Origin of the sequence: Streptomyces beihaiensis, assembly GCF_026274175.1 — a bacterium.
Taxonomy (GTDB): Bacteria; Actinomycetota; Actinomycetes; order Streptomycetales; family Streptomycetaceae; genus Streptomyces; species Streptomyces beihaiensis.
In genome coordinates, this window is sequence record NZ_JAPHNL010000061.1 from 1 (window position 1) to 15,312 (window position 15,312).

Genomic DNA, 15,312 nt, shown 5'->3' on the forward strand with positions numbered 1-15,312 from the left:
CGCCGCGGCGCGCACCCGCCGGCCCGGCCGGGAGCCGCGACGGCGGTCCCGCGCCCGTTCTCCGCGCCGCCCGCCTCACCGTCTCCTTCGACGCCCGCCCCGTCCTGCGCGACGTCGGCATCACGGTCCCGCCCGGCCGGATCACCGCCGTGGTCGGGCCCAACGGCGCGGGCAAGAGCACCTTGTTGGACTGCCTCGCCGGAGCGCTGCGGCCGACCACGGGCAGCGTACGGCTCGGTGAGCGCGACATCACCGCGCTGCCCGACCACACCCGGGCCCGCCTGGGCATCGGCCGCACGTTCCAGCAGCCGGCCGTCTTCCCGACGTTGACCGTGGCCGGAAACATCCTCGTCGGCGCCGAGCAGGGGCGTGTGCGGGACCCGGCCGCCGCCCGTCGCATGCTCGCCCTGCTGGGACTCTCGGGCGACCGCGCCACCTTCGGCCTGCCCACCGGCACGCTGCGCCGCATGGAGCTGGCCCGTGCCCTCGCGGGCGGCCCGTACGTGCTGCTGCTCGACGAACCCGCCGCCGGTCTCGACGACTCCGAGGTCGCCGACCTGGCCCGGCTCCTCGGAGCGCTCGCGGCCGACGGCACGGCGCTGCTCGTCGTCGAGCACGACCTCGACCTGGTGGCCGAGGTAGCCGACACCGTGCACGTGATGGTCGGGGGGCGCGTCGTCGCGTCCGGGCCTCCCGGCACGACGCTCGACCGGGCCGCCGGGACCCTCACGTGAGGCGCGGCATCGAACTGCGGTCCGCGCACGTGCGGTACGGCCCGCTCGAAGCGCTGCACGGCGTCAGCGTCGCGGCCCCCGCGGGCGCCGACGTCGTCACCGTACTGCTCGGCCCCAACGGCTCGGGCCGCACCACCGCGTTGCGGGCGCTCGCGGGCACCGTGCCGCTGGCCGCCGGGCATGTGGTGTGGGACGGCGTGGACGTCACCCGGCGCACGGCGCAGGCGCGCGCGGCGGCGGGGCTGTGCCTCGTCCCCGACCGGCAGGCCGTGTTCGCCTCGCTCACGGTCGCCGAGAACCTGCGTCTGGCCGCGCGCGGCGGCGCCACCACGGTCGCGCTCGACGCCTATCCCGAACTCGGCCCGCTGCTCGGCCGGCGGGCGGGCACGCTCTCCGGCGGCGAGCAGCGGATGCTCGCGCTGTGCCGTCCCCTGCTGTCAGGGGCCCGCGTCGTCCTGGTCGACGAGCCGGCCCAGGGCATGTCGCCGCGGGTCGCGACCCGCACGTACGAATTGCTGCGCGGGCTCGACGCGTGCGTGGTCCTGGCCGAACAGCGGCTGCCTCCGGGTTTGCCGGGGCCGACGGGCACGGCCACCGTACTCGTGTACGAACTGGGGCGCGGGGCCGTGGTGTTCAGGGGCGAGGCGGGCGAGACGGGCGGGGCAGACGGCCGCGAGAGGTGACGCGGGGGCGCGGGGGCGCGGGGATTCCGTCCGGTTCCGGGCGTTACTCCGGCGCCGGATCAGCCGTTGTCCCTTCATGAGCCCGTATGCGTGGCACGTGCCCGCGAGTCGTATCGCCCGCGGCCCGCATACGTGGACTCAAGACACACACCTGCTCGACCGATCCTGAGGAGCCCCCCGTGCCGCGCTTGCTCGACGTCAGCGACGACGTACGCGCCGAGATCGGCGACGACGAAGCCGACAGGCTGCTCGCCGGAGACAACAACCCTGGTGGCTACGACTGCACGTCCTGCCGCACCCCGGGCGACCCGGAGCAAGAACAGACCAGCACCGTCCTGTTCGTCGGCGACGAGACCGCCGTCCTCGCCTTCGCCCACGCCCGTTGCCTGCCCTCCCAGGTCGTCCGGGTCGCCGAGGACCAGCTCCAGGGCGCGGTCCAGGCCGCCGCCGGGGCGGCCTCCATGCCCGCGCCCGAGGCGGCGGGCGACGGCGCCCCGGCGCAGGCCGTGCTCGGGATCACCAGCGGCCTGGTGCTGATCGCCGGTGAGCTGCACCCCGCGCTGGTCGTCGAGCCGACCGGGCCGATCTCGCGGCCCGGCGCCGAGGGCGGCGGCGACGACTTCCTGCCGCTCCTGATCGAGCAGGGCTTCATGCCGGTCACCGAGCTGTCCGAGGCGCCGTCCACGCTGTCCGGCTGGTCGGTGCTGCTGGCGATGGGGCAGCTGCACGCGGTCCTCCAGCCGGGCACCGGCGGCACGTCCGGTCAGGTCGCCTGGTGGCAGGCGCACCAGCCGCTGCAGGTCACCGAGGGCTGGCGGGCCGCCGCCAACAAGACGCAGCACGTGATCGTGTTCGCCGCCCCGGCCGGCTCGATCGGCCGTCAGCCGCGCGAGGACGTGCTGCGCGACGCCCTCGACAAGGCCGCGGCCAACGGCCGTCTGGTGGCCGCCATGATGCCGCTCGCGGGTACCTGATCCGCTCCACCGCCGCGGGCCCCCGCGGACGCGCCGGTCACCTCGTCGACGACGGCCCGGGCCCCTGACGGTATCCGGGGGAAAAGCCCAGGCCAAAGGCGCATCCACGCGGGGGCCCCGGTCGTTGGGCCAGCGTGCACCCATACGACCCCACCTCGGCCCACGTCTCCGGGCGGCGTCAGCCGTACCAGAGCCCCATTCCGCCGATGCGTCCCGCCGAGGACCGTTCGGCGAGCCGCTCGGCCACCCCGATCTACGACACCCTGTACGCGGAGTACCGACGGTCCTTCCGGGCCCTGCCCGGTGACCGCAGCGGTGAGGAGGACCTCGTGTTCACCGGGTTCGGGGTGGGGGCGTACGGGGCGGCGCGGCAGCACCACATGCCGCACTACCAGCCCACGCAGCACCACCAGTGGCAGCCGCCGCGGCAGCCCGCCCCGGCGGCGCACGTGCCCGTCACGCAGCACTTCCCGGCGGCCCTGCCGCCGGCCCCGCGCCGCGCGTTCTGAGTCCGCGCCGCCCGGTCCGTGAGCTGGGCCCTCGCGCCCGAAAGCCCTCCCCGCCGAGTCGGCGCGGAGGGCTTCTTTTCGCCCCCTGAGGGGGCCGGGGTCGCAGAGGTCGTCTCCTGCGGGAGCAGGGGCGGCTACTTCTTGCGGCCGCGCTTCTCCCGCACGCGTACGGAGATATGGATCGGCGTGCCGTCGAAGCCGAACTCCTCGCGCAGCCGCCGCTCGATGAAGCGCCGGTAGCCGTGCTCGATGAAGCCGGAGGCGAAGAGCACGAACCGCGGCGGCTTGGTGCCCGCCTGCGTGCCGAAGAGAATGCGGGGCTGCTTGCCGCCGCGCACCGGGTGCGGGTGGGAGGCGACCAGCTCGCCGAGGAAGGAGTTCAGGCGCCCGGTCGGCACCCGCGTCTCCCAGCCGGCCAGGGCGGTCTCGATCGCCGGGACCAGCTTCTCCATGTGCCGCCCGGTGCGCGCCGACACGTTGACGCGCGGCGCCCAGGCGATCTGGGCGAGCTCGGTCTCGATCTCCCGCTCCAGGTAGTAGCGGCGCTCCTCGTCGAGGGTGTCCCACTTGTTGTACGCGACGACGATCGCGCGGCCCGCCTCGACGGCCATGGTGACGATCCGCTGGTCCTGCACGGAGATCGACTCGGACGCGTCGATGAGGATGACCGCGACCTCGGCCTTCTCGACGGCGGCGGCGGTGCGCAGCGAGGCGTAGTAGTCGGCGCCCTGCTGGAGGTGGACGCGCTTGCGGATACCCGCCGTGTCGACGAACTTCCAGGTGACGCCGCCGAGTTCGATGAGCTCGTCGACCGGGTCACGGGTGGTGCCCGCCAGCTCGTTGACGACGACGCGCTCCTCGTTGGCCACCTTGTTGAGCAGCGACGACTTGCCGACGTTCGGGCGGCCGATGAGCGCGATGCGGCGCGGGCCGCCGATCCCGGCGCCGCCGAAGGTCTGCTTCGGGGCCTCGGGCAGGGCTTCGAGGACCGCGTCGAGCATGTCGCCGGTGCCGCGGCCGTGCAGCGCGGACACCGGGTGCGGCTCGCCGAGGCCCAGCGACCACAGGGAGGCGGCGTCGGCCTCGCCGGAGGGGCCGTCGACCTTGTTGGCGCACAGCACGACGGGCTTGCCCGCCTTGCGCAGCAGCCGTACGACGGCCCCGTCGGTGTCGGTGGCACCGACGGTCGCGTCGACCACGAACACCACGGCGTCGGCGGCCTCGATCGCGTACTCGGCCTGTGCGGCCACGGACGCGTCGATACCGAGGACGTCCTGCTCCCAGCCGCCGGTGTCGACGACCTTGAAGCGGCGGCCCGCCCACTCGGCCTCGTAGGTGACGCGGTCGCGGGTGACGCCCGGCCGGTCCTCGACGACGGCCTCGCGGCGGCCGATGATGCGGTTCACCAGCGTCGACTTGCCGACGTTGGGGCGGCCGACGACGGCGAGGACGGGCAGCGGGCCGTGGCCGGCCTCCTCGATGGCGCCCTCGACGTCCTCGATGTCGAAGCCCTCTTCGGCGGCGAGCTCCATGAACTGCGCGTACTCGGCCTCGCCAAGCGCCCCGTGGTCGTGTTCGGCCGAGCCGTCGCCCGCGGGCTGGTTCTCGTCGTTCATGAAGTCCGTACCTCGTCGTTCATTCGTGGTGATCGGTGCCCGGCCCCGGCGAGGAGCCGCGCACTACTGCTGTGTTTTCCCGGGGGACGGCCCCCGGCCCCCCGGCCTGACCAGCAGGTCGGCCAGGTGAGGCCGAACGGGCTGGGCAACTCCCACGGGGCAAGTGTCGCTCAGCGCCCGGTCAGGCGCCTGGCGTTTTCCAGGTGGCCGGTGAGCCGCTCCTGAATGCGCACGGTCGCCTCGTCGAGCGCCTTGCGCGTGCGCCGCCCGCTGCCGTCACCGGCGTCGAACGGGTCACCGAAGACGACGTCGACGCGGCTGCGCAGCGGCGGCAGGCCCTTTATCAGCCGTCCGCGCCGTTCCGTGCTGCCGAGCACGGCGACCGGGACGACCGGTGCCGCGCCGCGCACCGCGAAGTACGCGAGGCCCGCGCGCAGCGACGCGAAGTCGCCCTCGCCCCGGGTTCCCTCGGGGAAGATGCCGAGCACGCCCCCGTCGGCGAGGACGCCGAGCGCACGGGTGATGGCCGTGCGGTCGGCGGTGGACCGGTCGACCCTCACCTGGCCGATGCCTTCGAGGAAGGGGCCGAGCGGTCCGACGAACGCCTCCTGCTTGATCAGGAAGTGCGCGGGGCGCGGGGCGACGCCCATGACCATCGGACCGTCGATGTTGTGGGAGTGGTTGACGGCGAGGATGACCGGGCCGGTGGCCGGCACCCGCCAGGCGCCGAGGACGCGCGGCTTCCACAGCCCGTACATCAGGCCGACCCCGATGCGCCGCCCGACCTCGGCGCCGCGCTGGGAGGGGTTCGCGACCCCGGGACCGGACCGGCTCACTTGCCGGCCCGCTTCTCCTCGACGAGGGTGACGACGCACTCGATGACCTGCTGCAGGGTGAGTTCGGTGGTGTCGACCTCGACGGCGTCGTCGGCCTTGGCGAGCGGCGACGTCGTGCGGCTGGAGTCGGCGTGGTCGCGTTTGGCGAGGGCCTCCTGCGTCGCCTTGACGTCGGCGCCCTTGAGCTCGCCGGAGCGGCGGGCGGCGCGGGCCTCGGGGGACGCGGTGAGGAAGATCTTCAGGTCGGCGTCGGGCAGCACGGTCGTGCCGATGTCGCGGCCCTCGACGACGATGCCCCGCTCGGCGGAGGTGGCGATGGAGCGCTGCAGCTCGGTGATGCGGGCGCGCACCTCGGGCACCGCGCTGACGGCGCTGACCTTGGAGGTGACCTCGGCGGTGCGGATCGGTCCGGCGACGTCGGTGCCGTCGACCGTGATGGTCGGGTCGGCCGGGTCGGTGCCGGAGACGATCTCGGCCTTGCCCGCGACGGCGGCGATGGCGGTCGGGTCGGTCAGGTCGATGCCGTTGTTCACCATCCACCAGGTGATCGCCCGGTACTGCGCGCCGGTGTCCAGGTAGCTGAGGCCGAGCTGGGCGGCGACGGCCTTCGAGGTGCTGGACTTGCCGGTGCCGGAGGGTCCGTCGATGGCGACGATCACAGCTTCGGGGGCGGCGGTCGCGGCGGTTTCCATGGGTGACGGACACCTTTCTCGGGCGCGGGGCAGGGGTGCGAGGCGCAGACACGCCCCGCACAAGGTTACTGGCTCCGGAAAGCGCCTCTTACTGCCGCATGGCCCAGCCGCGCTCGCGCAGGGCGGCGGCGAGCTTGGGCGCGGCGGCGGGCTGCACCATGAGCTGGACGAAACCGGCCTGCTGACCGGTGGCGTGCTCGATCCGTACGTCCTCGACGTTGACACCGGCGGCGCCCGCGTCCGCGAAGATCCGGGCCAGTTCGCCCGGCTGGTCGGAGATGAGCACGGCGACGATCTCGTACGCGGCCGGGGCCGCGCCGTGCTTGCCGGGCACGCGGGAGCGGCCCGCGTTGCCGCGCCGCAGCACCGTCTCGACGCCGCCCGCGCCCTCCAGCCGCTTGGCGTCGTCGGCGGACTGCAACGAGCGCAGGGCCCGTACGGTCTCCTCCAGGTCGCCCGCCACGTCGGAGAGCAGGTCGGCGACGGGGCCCGGGTTGGCGGCGAGGATGTCGATCCACATCCTCGGGTCCGAGGCGGCGATCCGGGTGACGTCCCGGATGCCCTGCCCGCACAGCCGTACGGCGCTCTCCTCGGCGTGCTCCAGTCGGGCCGCGACCATCGCGGAGACCAGGTGCGGCATGTGGGAGACCAGGGCGACGGCCCGGTCGTGGGCTTCGGCGTCCATGACGACGGGGACGGCCCGGCACAGCGCGACGAGTTCCAGGGCGAGGTTGAGGACCTCGGTGTCGGTCTTTGGGGTCGGGGTGAGGACCCACGGCCGCCCCTCGAAGAGGTCGGCGGTGGCGGCGAGCGGTCCGCTGCGCTCGCGGCCGCTCATCGGGTGCGTACCGATGTAGGTGGTGAGGTCGAGGCCGAGCGCTTCCAGGTCGCGGCGCGGTCCGCCCTTGACGCTGGCGACGTCGAGGTAGGCGCGGGCGACGCCGCGTCGCATCGCGTCGGCCAGGGACGTGGCGACGTGCGCGGGCGGCACGGCGACGACGCACAGGTCGACGGCCGACTCGGGGGCGGCGTCGGTGCCGGCCCCGAGCGCGGCGGCGGTGCGGGCCTGCTCGGGGTCGTGGTCGGCGAGGTGCACGGTCACCCCGCGCGAGGCCAGGGCGAGGGCGGCGGAGGTGCCGATCAGGCCGGTGCCGATGACGAGTGCGGTTCTCACTGGGCGATGTCCTTGCGCAGGGTGGCCGCGGCACCGAGGTAGACGTGCGCGACTTCGGAGCGGGGCAGCGGGGTCTCCACGTGCGCGAGGAGGCGGACGACACGCGGCATGGCCCCGTCGATGTCGAGCTCCTGAGCACACAGCAGCGGCACGTCGGCCAGGCCCGCCGCCGGACCGTCGCCGAGCTTGCGGGCGGCGGCCGCGGGGAAGTCGCTGTGCAGGTCGGGGGTGGCCGTGAACCAGATGGAGATGAGGTCGTCCGCGGTCAGCCCGTTCCGCTCCAGGACGGCGGTCAGCAGCTCGCCGACCCGCTCGGCCATGTGCCCGGCCTCGTCCCGATCGAGCTGGACGGCGCCCCGCACCGCTCGTACCGCCACGTCACATCTCCTCGCGCTGCTCACGTACGGGATCCCGTCAGGGGATGTCGTCAAGGGTAGCCAGGCGGGCACGCGCGGGTGGGCGCCGCCCGCCTGCCGAGACGGGCGCCTGGCACGTGCGGGGGCAGCAGTCCACCGGGCGGGCCCTTCCCCGACGTTCCGGAACGGGGCCTCTGCCCATGTCGCCGACCCGTACGACGCCGCCACTCGCCCCCGGACGGCCGAGGAAAACCGGTGCCGCCGGGCAGCCGACAGCTTCTACGCTCACCCGATGCGACCGAAGCCACCGCCCGAGCCACGACCGGAACCAGGACCGACCCCGACCCCGGCCCCGGCCCCAGCCCCGGTAGACCTGGTACGCGACCACACCGTCTACGCCTGCGTCATGGGCTCGCGCGCCTTCGGCCTGGCCACGGAGGGCAGTGACACGGACCTGCGGGGCGTGTATCTGGCCCCGACGCCGCTCTTCTGGCGCTTCGAGAAGCCGCCGACGCATGTGCAGGGCCCGGCGGACGAGCAGTTCTCCTGGGAGCTGGAGCGCTTCTGCGAACTGGCGTTGCGCGCCAACCCGAACGTCCTGGAGTGCCTGCACTCGCCGCTGGTCGAGCGGATCACCGAGACGGGCCGCGAACTGCTCGCCCTGCGCACGGCGTTCGTCTCCCGTCAGGCACACGACACATTCGCCCGGTACGCGATCGGCCAGCGCAAGAAGCTGGACGCAGACGTCCGCAACCACGGCGCGCCGCGCTGGAAGCACGCCATGCACTTGGTGCGCCTCCTGATCTCCTGCCGCGACCTGCTGCGCACGGGCGAGCTGACGATCGACATGGGCGACCACCGTCAGGAGCTGCTGGCGGTGAAGCGGGGCGAGGTTCCGTGGCCGCGGGTCGAGGCGTGGATGACGCGGCTGTCCGAGGAGGCGGAGGCGGCGGCGCCGGGTTCGCCGCTGCCACCGGAGCCGGACACAGCCCGGGTGGAGGACTTCCTCGTCCGCACGCGGCGGGCGTCAGCGATCGGCTGGTGACGTGACCGGAAACGATCACCGGTCGGTGTCGACCGGCTCCCCCTCGTGGCCGTGCTGTTCCTGAGCGTGCCGTCGCTCGTCGCCGCAGGTCTTGGCCTTCGCGGGGCGAGTGGTGGCCGTCCGGACGACGAAGTCCTCGTCGTCATCCGTGAGCAAGCGGGGACGGCCTCCCGCCCACCGAGGGTCCAGACAGGCCGGCCCGATCTCGTTGAAGCGGTGGATCACGTCGTGGACGCTGTCCCCCTCGGCCTGCACGAGTCGCGTGCGCACCGGCACCGTGTTCCCGCCCGCCGGAGCCGGCAACATCATCGCCCGCCGGTTCCGCATCGTCGTGGTGCTGCCCCGACGAACGATTCGCTGGAGCTTGCGCCCCTCCCGCTCGGAGGGTCGACGAACCCTGACCGGCCCTGCCACGCGCCCTCCCCGCACCGATCGGACGTGTCGTCGCATCCAACCGGTCCACGGTCTGTCGACACCGACCCGGTGATCGCTTCCGCTCACAGCACTAGCCGCGCGTCGAGCCGGACCCGTACGACCAGGTCGTGCAACGCGTCGTACGCGGCCGGGACCTCCGGCAGCGCCGAGGCGGTGGCGGCCTCGTCGAGCACGGCGTGCAGCGCCTCGATGTCTGCGGCCACGCGCGCGTGGTCGACGTCGGACCCGCCGTGCTCCGCCTCCCACTTGGCGGCGATCAGCTCGGGTACGTACGACGGTGCCTGTCCCGTCTCCGCCAGGAGCGTGGGCAGATGGGCCTGCACCTGTCCGCTGCGCATCAGGTGGATGCCGGTGAGCAGCGCGCGGAAGGTGTAGAGGAGCGGCTTGAGCTCCCGCGTCTTCTCGTGGAGCCGCCACTGGGTGCGGGCGAAACCCCGGTAGTGGTGGGCGTGCCCCCGGGTGAGGACCTCGGGGGCCAGGGCGGCGAGTTCGGCGTGTGCCTCACTGGTCCGGGCCACCAGCGGCGAGAGCAGCTGCTCCAGGACGTAGCCGTTGCGGCGGAGCATCAGGCGGGCGAACTTGCGCAGGTCGTGCGTGACGAGGTCCATCTCGACGCCGTCCGTGACCCACATCCGCGTGCGGGTCTCCTCGGGCTCGCGCAGGCCGACCAGCGCCTGCGCGGGCAGCAGGTGGACGCCGCGCAGGTCGACGTCGGAGTCGCGTGAGGGGAACCCGTACAGGTGCGCCCCCGAGACCGTGGCGAAGAGCACGGGGTCGGGCTCCGAGGCCGCCACGGCCGACAGGTCCGCCATGGTGGTGGGCAGCTGGGCGTCGGTGATCATCCGCCCATGCTGCCCGACGGCCCGGCCGCGCCCCACCGAACTACGGCAGGACGCCTCAGGCCGCGTCCCACTCCGCCCCGAACGCCAGCAGGACGTCGCGGTGCTCGATGCGTGCGGCCCACGGCTCGGGCCAGGCGTCCGCGCCGAGGTGGGCGCCCGCGAACGCCCCGGTCAGCGCCGCGATCGAGTCCGAGTCGCCGGACGTGCAGGCGGCGCGGCGCAGCGCGGTGACCGGGTCGGAGACGAAGAGCAGGAAGCACAGCAGGCCGGTGGCGAGGGCCTCTTCGGCGATCCAGCCGGCGCCGGTGGCCAAGCACGGGTCGACCTCCGGGTTGGCGTCGCGCAGCGCGGCCTCCAGGCGTGCCAGGGCGGCGAGGCAGTCGTCCCAGCCGCGCGCGATGAAGTGCTCGGGGCCGGGGTCCTGCGCGCGGCGCCACAGGTCGCCGAGCCACTTCTCGCGGTAGGTCTCCCGGTTGTCGTAGGCGTACGAGCGCAGCCGGCCGACGAGTCCGGTGGGGTCGGCGCCCTGGGCGAGCAGCCGTGTGGCGTGCGCGGTGAGGTCGGCGGCGGCGAGGGCCGTGGGGTGGCCGTGGGTGAGCGCCGCCTGCAGCTGGGCGGCGCCGGAGCGCTCCTCGTCGGTCAGGCCGGGCACCAGGCCGAACGGCGTGACCCGCATGTTGGCGCCGCAGCCCTTGGAGTCGATCTGGCCGGCGTCCCGCCAGTCCCGGCGCTCGTCCTCCAGGAGGCCGCAAGCGGTGAGGCAGGTGTTACCGGGGGCGCGGTTGTTGTCGGGCGACCGGTTCCAGGCGATGAACTCGCGGCGCAGAAGCTCCGCGTACCGTCCGGGTTCGGCCGGCTCGCCCGCCGCCGCGCGCAGCGCGCGCGAGACGGCGAGCGCCATCTGGGTGTCGTCCGTGATCCAGGCGACCGGTCCTGGCAGCTCCATCTCGCGCCACGGACCGCACTTGGCGAGGATCGCGGGCACGTCGTTGAACTCGGTGGGGAAGCCGAGCGCGTCCCCGAGCGCGAGGCCGAGGAGCGAGCCGGTGGCGGGGCGGCGGGTCATGGGCGGGGTCCTTCCGGGCGTTCCGGCGTGGGGCGAAGCAGGGGAGGGTGGAGCCAGACCGCTCCCCCGGCGCGGTACAGCGCGGCGGGCTTGCCGCGGCCGCCGGTGAGCCGGGAGGCGCCGGGGATCTGTTCCACGAAGCCCGGCGTGGCGAGGACCTTGCGGCGGAAGTTGGCGGGGTCGAGATCGGTGCCCCACACCACCTCGTAGACCTGCCGCAGCTCGCCGAGCGTGAACCGGGGCGGGCAGAAGGCGGTGGCCAGACAGGTGTACTCCAGCTTGCCGCCGATCCGTTCGTGGGCGTCGGCGAGGATCCGGTCGTGGTCGAAGGCGAGCGGACCGGGGCCCTGCGCCCCCGTCCCGTACGGCAGCCAGGCGGCGCGGGCCGCGTCTCCCCCGCCGTGCGCCTGGGGCGCGTCCGGCACGAGCGCGGCGAAGGCGACGGAGACGACCCGCATGCGGGGGTCGCGGTCCGGCTCGCTGTAGGTGCGCAGCTGCTCCAGGTGGAGCCCGGCGACGTCCGCGAGCCCGGTCTCCTCGGCGAGCTCGCGCCGGGCGGCGCGCTCCGCGGACTCGTCCGGCCGCAGGAATCCTCCGGGCAGCGCCCAGCGGCCCGCGTACGGGCTCTGGCCTCGCTCCACGAGCAGGATGTGCAGCCGCCCGGAGCGGATGGTGAAGACGGCGAGGTCGACGGTGACGGCGAAGGGTTCGTAGGCGCGCCTGTCGTACGCCTCGCCGTTGTCGTACGCCTCGTGGCCCGTTCTCTCTCCGCCTTCGTCCTTGTCGCGCCCCTGCATGCCGGAGCCCCCTCCTTTTATTGGTCTCAACGACCTTAAAGGGAGGGGGCCCGCACGACAAGCCCTACAGATCGACTTCCTTCATCAGCATGCCTACCTCGGTGTTGGACAGGCGCCGCAGCCAGCCCGACTTCTGGTCACCCAGGGTGATCGGCCCGAACGACACCCGGACCAGCTTGTCGACCGGGAAACCCGCCTCGGCGAGCATCCGCCGCACGATGTGCTTGCGGCCCTCGTGCAGGGTCACCTCGACCAGGTAGTTCTTGCCGGTCTGCTCGACGACACGGAAGTGGTCCGCGCGCGCGTACCCGTCCTCCAGCTGGATGCCGTCCTTGAGCTGCTTGCCCAGGTCGCGCGGGATCGGGCCGACGATGTGCGCCAGGTACGTCTTCCGCACGCCGTACTTGGGGTGGGTGAGGCGGTGCGCCAGCTCGCCGTGGTTCGTCAGCAGGATGACGCCCTCGGTCTCGGTGTCGAGCCGACCGACGTGGAACAGACGCGTCTCACGGTTGGTGACGTAGTCGCCCAGGCACTGGCGCCCCTCCGGGTCCTCCATCGTCGACACGACGCCCGCGGGCTTGTTCAGCGAGAAGAACTGGTACGACTGCGTGGCCACGGTCAGCCCGTCGACCTTGATCTCGTCCTTCTCCGGGTCGACCCGGCGGCCCTGCTCCAGGACGATCTCGCCGTTGATCTCGACGCGGGCCTGCTCGATCAGCTCCTCGCAGGCGCGCCGCGAACCGTAACCGGCGCGGGCGAGCACCTTCTGCAGCCGCTCTCCCTCCTGCTCGGCGCCCGGGAAGGTCTTGGGCAGGCTCACCTGCTTCCTGCCCGCGTACCGCTCGCGGTTGCGCTCCTCGGCCCGCGCCTCGTACTCGCGCGAGCGCGCCGGGGCCGAACGGCCGCCGGAGCGCTGCCCCTGCTTGGGGCCGCCCTTGGAGCCGCCGCGCGCCGAGGCGCCGCGGCCCGACTTGGGGCCCTCCTGCGACGCGTTCGGACCCACGTCGTAGCGCCGCTCCTCGGGGCGCGGCCTGCGCGGGCGCCCGCTGCCGCCGCCCTGCCGGTCGTCCCGGTCGTTTCCGGCGCCGCGGTAGTTGCCGCGACCACCGCTGGTCCTGCCGCGGCCGCCGCTGTTGCCACCACGGCTCCCGCCGTTGTTTCCGCTGCTGTTCCTGCCGCTGCTGCTTCGCATCAAAGTTCCGTCTTGTCTGCCGTCTGTTCGGTGTACTCGTACCCCGGTCCCGGCGCGTCGGGTGCGTCCGGGTCGAACGACGGGACCCCTTCCTGCGTCTCGGCCTCGATCGCGTCCGCCTCGGGGAGGAAGGGCGCGAGCTCCGGCAGCTCGTCCAGGCCGCGCAGGCCCATCCGCTCCAGGAAGTAGTTCGTCGTCCTGTACAGGATCGCACCTGTTTCGGGTTCCGTGCCCGCCTCCTCGACCAGACCGCGCTGGAGCAGGGTGCGCATGACCCCGTCGCAGTTCACGCCGCGCACCGCCGAGACCCGCGAGCGGCTGACCGGCTGGCGGTAGGCGACGACGGCCAGGGTCTCCAGGGCCGCCTGGGTGAGCCGGGCCACCTGCCCGTCGAGCACGAAGCCCTCGACGGCGGCGGCGTACTCGGGCCGCGTGTAGAACCGCCAGCCCCCGGCCACGAGCCGCAGCTCGAAGCCGCGGCCCTGCACGGTGTACTCGTCGGCCAGCTCACGCAGCGCGTCCGCCACCGCCCTCCTGGGCCGCTGGAGGATCTTCGCGAGGTGCTCCTCGGTGGCGGGCTCGTCGACCACCATGAGGACGGCTTCCAGGGCGGGCTTGAGGTCGAGTCCGGCCACGGTGGCCGCGGCGCTCTCGTCGGTCGTGGCGCTCACGACGCTCCCTCCTTTTCCTGTTCGGTCTGCGGGGCGGGCTCCGGCGGGCGGTCGAACTCGTCGGTGACGACCGGCTCGGACTCGCCCTCCCCGCCGGTCCAGCGCACCAGGAGTTCGCCGAGCGCGACCTCCTGGTCCAGGGCGACGGCCTTCTCGCGGTAGAGCTCCAGGAGGGCGAGGAACCGGGCGACGACGGTGAGCGTGTCGTCGGTGTCGGCGACCAGCTCGGCGAACCTGGCCTCGCCCAGCTCCCGCAGGCGGGCCACGACCACGGCGGCCTGCTCCTGCACGCTGACCAGCGGGGCGTGGATGTGGTCGACGTACACCTGCGGCTTGGGCTTGGGCTGCATCGCCTTCACGGCGAGCCGGGCGAACCCTTCGGCGCCGATGCTGATCACGACGTCGGGCAGCAGCTCGGCGTGGTGCGGTTCGAGCCCGACGGTCCTCGGGTAGCGCCGCGCCTCGTCCTCCGTGCGACAGCTGAAGATGTCGGCGATCTGCTTGTACGCGCGGTACTGAAGCAGCCGCGCGAACAGCAGGTCGCGCGCTTCGAGCAGGGCGAGGTCGGCCTCGTCCTCGACGTCGGCGGCGGGCAGCAGCCGGGCCGCCTTGAGGTCGAGCAGCGTCGCGGCGACGACCAGGAACTCCGTGGTCTGGTCGAGGTCCCAGTCGGGGCCCATGGCGCGGATGTGCGCCATGAACTCGTCGGTCACCTTGGAGAGCGCGACCTCGGTGACATCGAGCTTGTGCTTCGAGATGAGCTGCAACAGAAGGTCGAAGGGCCCCTCGAAGTTGGCAAGCCGAACGGTGAACCGCCCGTCGCCGCCTTCGGCATCACCTTCACCCGCCGCCTCCGGCCCGGCGCCCACCGCCTTGGGCACAGCGTCCGGCTCCGCCGCCTTGGGCACAGCATCCGGCTCCGCCGCCTCTGGTTCGGCGTCCGCCGCCTCGGGGGGTCTGCGGCCCTGGGCGGCAGGGTGGGCAAGTCGGCCCCCGGTGCCGGGGGAAGGAGCCTCGGGGTCGGCCCCCGGTTCGGCCTCGGGGCCGGTCCCCGGTTCGGCCTCGGGGTCGGCCCCCGGTTCAGCCGCGGGGCCGGTCCCCGGTTCGGCGGTGGCGTCCGCCGGTCCCGCCAGACCTCCTCGCCCCAGCGCACGGCGCCGCCCGCCCGCCGGGGGCGTAGAGGCAGGAGATTCGTTCACTGGCACAAGGCCGGAGGCTACCGGTAAACCGTCCTACCGCCCGCGCAGCCTGCGCACCAGAATGCTCGCGTCCCCGCGCGACTCCAGGTCGGCGAGGACCACGGCCACGGCCTCCCGCACGATGCGCCCGCGGTCGACCGCGAGCCCGTGCTCCCCGCGCAGCACGAGGCGCGCGTGTTCGAGGTCCATCAGCTCCTCGGCGGAGACGTACACCGTGATCTTCTCGTCGTGCCGCTCACGCCCACTGGGGCGCCGGTTGCCCCCACGGGACCTGCGCCGGGCGGTGGCCCCGCTCCGACCGCTGCCAGAACCTTCCTGCGCCCCACCGGAGGAGCGCCGCGCGGGCTTCTGCCCGTCCTCGGACCGGTCGGTCCGCTCCTGCGCGGCCGCCCGGCTCCGCGAGCCCTCCGTCTGCGCCTCGGCGGTTGCGTGCTCGGCGTGAGCGGCCGCCGACGCGTCGCCCTCCGCCTCAGATCGGAAGAGCGTCGGGT

The 15,312-nt window shown here is 73.7% G+C and carries 18 protein-coding genes; 5 read left to right on the forward strand and 13 right to left on the reverse strand.

The genetic code is table 11. The features are described from left to right. From OFY01_RS07860 to OFY01_RS07875, 4 genes are all read left to right on the forward strand, one after another. A partial coding sequence (locus OFY01_RS07860) for an ATP-binding cassette domain-containing protein (protein WP_266597687.1) occupies window positions 1-734 on the forward strand: 734 nt, incomplete at its 5' end. After that, the gene (locus OFY01_RS07865; protein ID WP_266597689.1) at window positions 731-1,417 is read left to right on the forward strand and encodes an ATP-binding cassette domain-containing protein; all 687 of its coding nucleotides are present in this window, start codon (window positions 731-733) and stop codon (window positions 1,415-1,417) included. The genes OFY01_RS07860 and OFY01_RS07865, both read left to right, overlap by 4 nt. A gap of 179 nt (window positions 1,418-1,596) precedes the next feature. Further along, complete coding sequence (locus OFY01_RS07870; protein ID WP_266597691.1) at window positions 1,597-2,391, forward strand: hypothetical protein; 795 nt, start codon at window positions 1,597-1,599, stop codon at window positions 2,389-2,391. Window positions 2,392-2,597: 206 nt separating this feature from the next. Further along, on the forward strand, window positions 2,598-2,900 hold the full coding sequence (locus tag OFY01_RS07875; RefSeq protein ID WP_266597693.1) for a hypothetical protein: 303 nt from the start codon (window positions 2,598-2,600) through the stop codon (window positions 2,898-2,900). A 134-nt stretch (window positions 2,901-3,034) separates the two neighbouring features. Here OFY01_RS07875 and der read toward each other — a convergent pair whose 3' ends face one another. The 5 genes from der to aroH form a co-directional block, all read right to left on the reverse strand. Next, the gene (gene der, locus OFY01_RS07880; RefSeq protein ID WP_266597695.1) at window positions 3,035-4,516 is read right to left on the reverse strand and encodes a ribosome biogenesis GTPase Der; all 1,482 of its coding nucleotides are present in this window, start codon (window positions 4,514-4,516) and stop codon (window positions 3,035-3,037) included. A gap of 170 nt (window positions 4,517-4,686) precedes the next feature. Then, window positions 4,687-5,391 (reverse strand): lysophospholipid acyltransferase family protein, encoded by a 705-nt coding sequence (locus OFY01_RS07885; RefSeq protein ID WP_266597697.1) that lies wholly within the window; start codon window positions 5,389-5,391, stop codon window positions 4,687-4,689. Further along, window positions 5,349-6,044, reverse strand: a complete 696-nt coding sequence (gene cmk, locus OFY01_RS07890) for a (d)CMP kinase (protein ID WP_266597699.1) — start codon at window positions 6,042-6,044, stop codon at window positions 5,349-5,351. Before cmk ends, OFY01_RS07885 begins: the two co-directional genes overlap by 43 nt. An 88-nt stretch (window positions 6,045-6,132) precedes the next feature. Beyond that, window positions 6,133-7,218 carry a prephenate dehydrogenase gene (locus OFY01_RS07895; protein ID WP_266597701.1) on the reverse strand — a complete coding sequence of 362 codons (1,086 nt, stop codon included), beginning with the start codon at window positions 7,216-7,218 and terminating at the stop codon, window positions 6,133-6,135. Further along, on the reverse strand, window positions 7,215-7,595 hold the full coding sequence (aroH, locus tag OFY01_RS07900) for a chorismate mutase (protein ID WP_266597703.1): 381 nt from the start codon (window positions 7,593-7,595) through the stop codon (window positions 7,215-7,217). Before aroH ends, OFY01_RS07895 begins: the two co-directional genes overlap by 4 nt. A 271-nt stretch (window positions 7,596-7,866) precedes the next feature. On the opposite strand from aroH, the gene OFY01_RS07905 reads away from it, so the two are divergent. Next, window positions 7,867-8,619 carry a nucleotidyltransferase domain-containing protein gene (locus OFY01_RS07905; RefSeq protein ID WP_266597705.1) on the forward strand — a complete coding sequence of 251 codons (753 nt, stop codon included), beginning with the start codon at window positions 7,867-7,869 and terminating at the stop codon, window positions 8,617-8,619. A gap of 15 nt (window positions 8,620-8,634) precedes the next feature. On the opposite strand, the gene OFY01_RS07910 is transcribed toward OFY01_RS07905, so the two are convergent. The 8 genes from OFY01_RS07910 to OFY01_RS07945 form a co-directional block, all read right to left on the reverse strand. Continuing rightward, the gene (locus tag OFY01_RS07910) at window positions 8,635-9,033 is read right to left on the reverse strand and encodes a helix-turn-helix domain-containing protein (RefSeq protein ID WP_323135489.1); all 399 of its coding nucleotides are present in this window, start codon (window positions 9,031-9,033) and stop codon (window positions 8,635-8,637) included. 83 nt (window positions 9,034-9,116) lie between these two features. Continuing rightward, window positions 9,117-9,896 (reverse strand): nucleotidyltransferase domain-containing protein, encoded by a 780-nt coding sequence (locus OFY01_RS07915; protein ID WP_266597707.1) that lies wholly within the window; start codon window positions 9,894-9,896, stop codon window positions 9,117-9,119. A 55-nt stretch (window positions 9,897-9,951) separates the two neighbouring features. After that, the gene (locus OFY01_RS07920) at window positions 9,952-10,962 is read right to left on the reverse strand and encodes an ADP-ribosylglycohydrolase family protein (RefSeq protein ID WP_266597709.1); all 1,011 of its coding nucleotides are present in this window, start codon (window positions 10,960-10,962) and stop codon (window positions 9,952-9,954) included. Next, window positions 10,959-11,759, reverse strand: coding sequence for an NUDIX hydrolase (locus tag OFY01_RS07925; RefSeq protein WP_266597711.1), 801 nt, complete (start codon window positions 11,757-11,759; stop codon window positions 10,959-10,961). Before OFY01_RS07925 ends, OFY01_RS07920 begins: the two co-directional genes overlap by 4 nt. Window positions 11,760-11,823: 64 nt before the next feature. Further along, window positions 11,824-12,951 (reverse strand): pseudouridine synthase, encoded by a 1,128-nt coding sequence (locus OFY01_RS07930; protein ID WP_266597713.1) that lies wholly within the window; start codon window positions 12,949-12,951, stop codon window positions 11,824-11,826. Further along, entirely contained in the window at window positions 12,951-13,544 is a 594-nt protein-coding gene (gene scpB / locus OFY01_RS07935; protein WP_266597719.1) for an SMC-Scp complex subunit ScpB, read from the reverse strand. Before scpB ends, OFY01_RS07930 begins: the two co-directional genes overlap by 1 nt. 74 nt (window positions 13,545-13,618) lie before the next feature. Continuing rightward, window positions 13,619-14,827, reverse strand: coding sequence for a segregation and condensation protein A (locus OFY01_RS07940; RefSeq protein WP_266597715.1), 1,209 nt, complete (start codon window positions 14,825-14,827; stop codon window positions 13,619-13,621). 27 nt (window positions 14,828-14,854) lie between these two features. Beyond that, on the reverse strand, window positions 14,855-15,312 hold a 458-nt coding region (locus OFY01_RS07945), incomplete at its 5' end, for a hypothetical protein (protein WP_266597717.1).

Bases quoted from the DNA above. Each gene is read 5' to 3' on its own strand.
- der (WP_266597695.1), bottom strand. From the start codon at position 4,516: ATGAACGACGAGAACCAGCCCGCGGGCGACGGCTCGGCCGAACACGAC.
- OFY01_RS07925 (WP_266597711.1), bottom strand. From the start codon at position 11,759: ATGCAGGGGCGCGACAAGGACGAAGGCGGAGAGAGAACGGGCCACGAG.
- OFY01_RS07905 (WP_266597705.1), top strand. From the start codon at position 7,867: ATGCGACCGAAGCCACCGCCCGAGCCACGACCGGAACCAGGACCGACC.
- cmk (WP_266597699.1), bottom strand. From the start codon at position 6,044: ATGGAAACCGCCGCGACCGCCGCCCCCGAAGCTGTGATCGTCGCCATC.
- scpB (WP_266597719.1), bottom strand. From the start codon at position 13,544: ATGGTGGTCGACGAGCCCGCCACCGAGGAGCACCTCGCGAAGATCCTC.
- OFY01_RS07915 (WP_266597707.1), bottom strand. From the start codon at position 9,896: ATGATCACCGACGCCCAGCTGCCCACCACCATGGCGGACCTGTCGGCC.
- OFY01_RS07920 (WP_266597709.1), bottom strand. From the start codon at position 10,962: ATGACCCGCCGCCCCGCCACCGGCTCGCTCCTCGGCCTCGCGCTCGGG.
- OFY01_RS07875 (WP_266597693.1), top strand. From the start codon at position 2,598: ATGCGTCCCGCCGAGGACCGTTCGGCGAGCCGCTCGGCCACCCCGATC.
- OFY01_RS07930 (WP_266597713.1), bottom strand. From the start codon at position 12,951: ATGCGAAGCAGCAGCGGCAGGAACAGCAGCGGAAACAACGGCGGGAGC.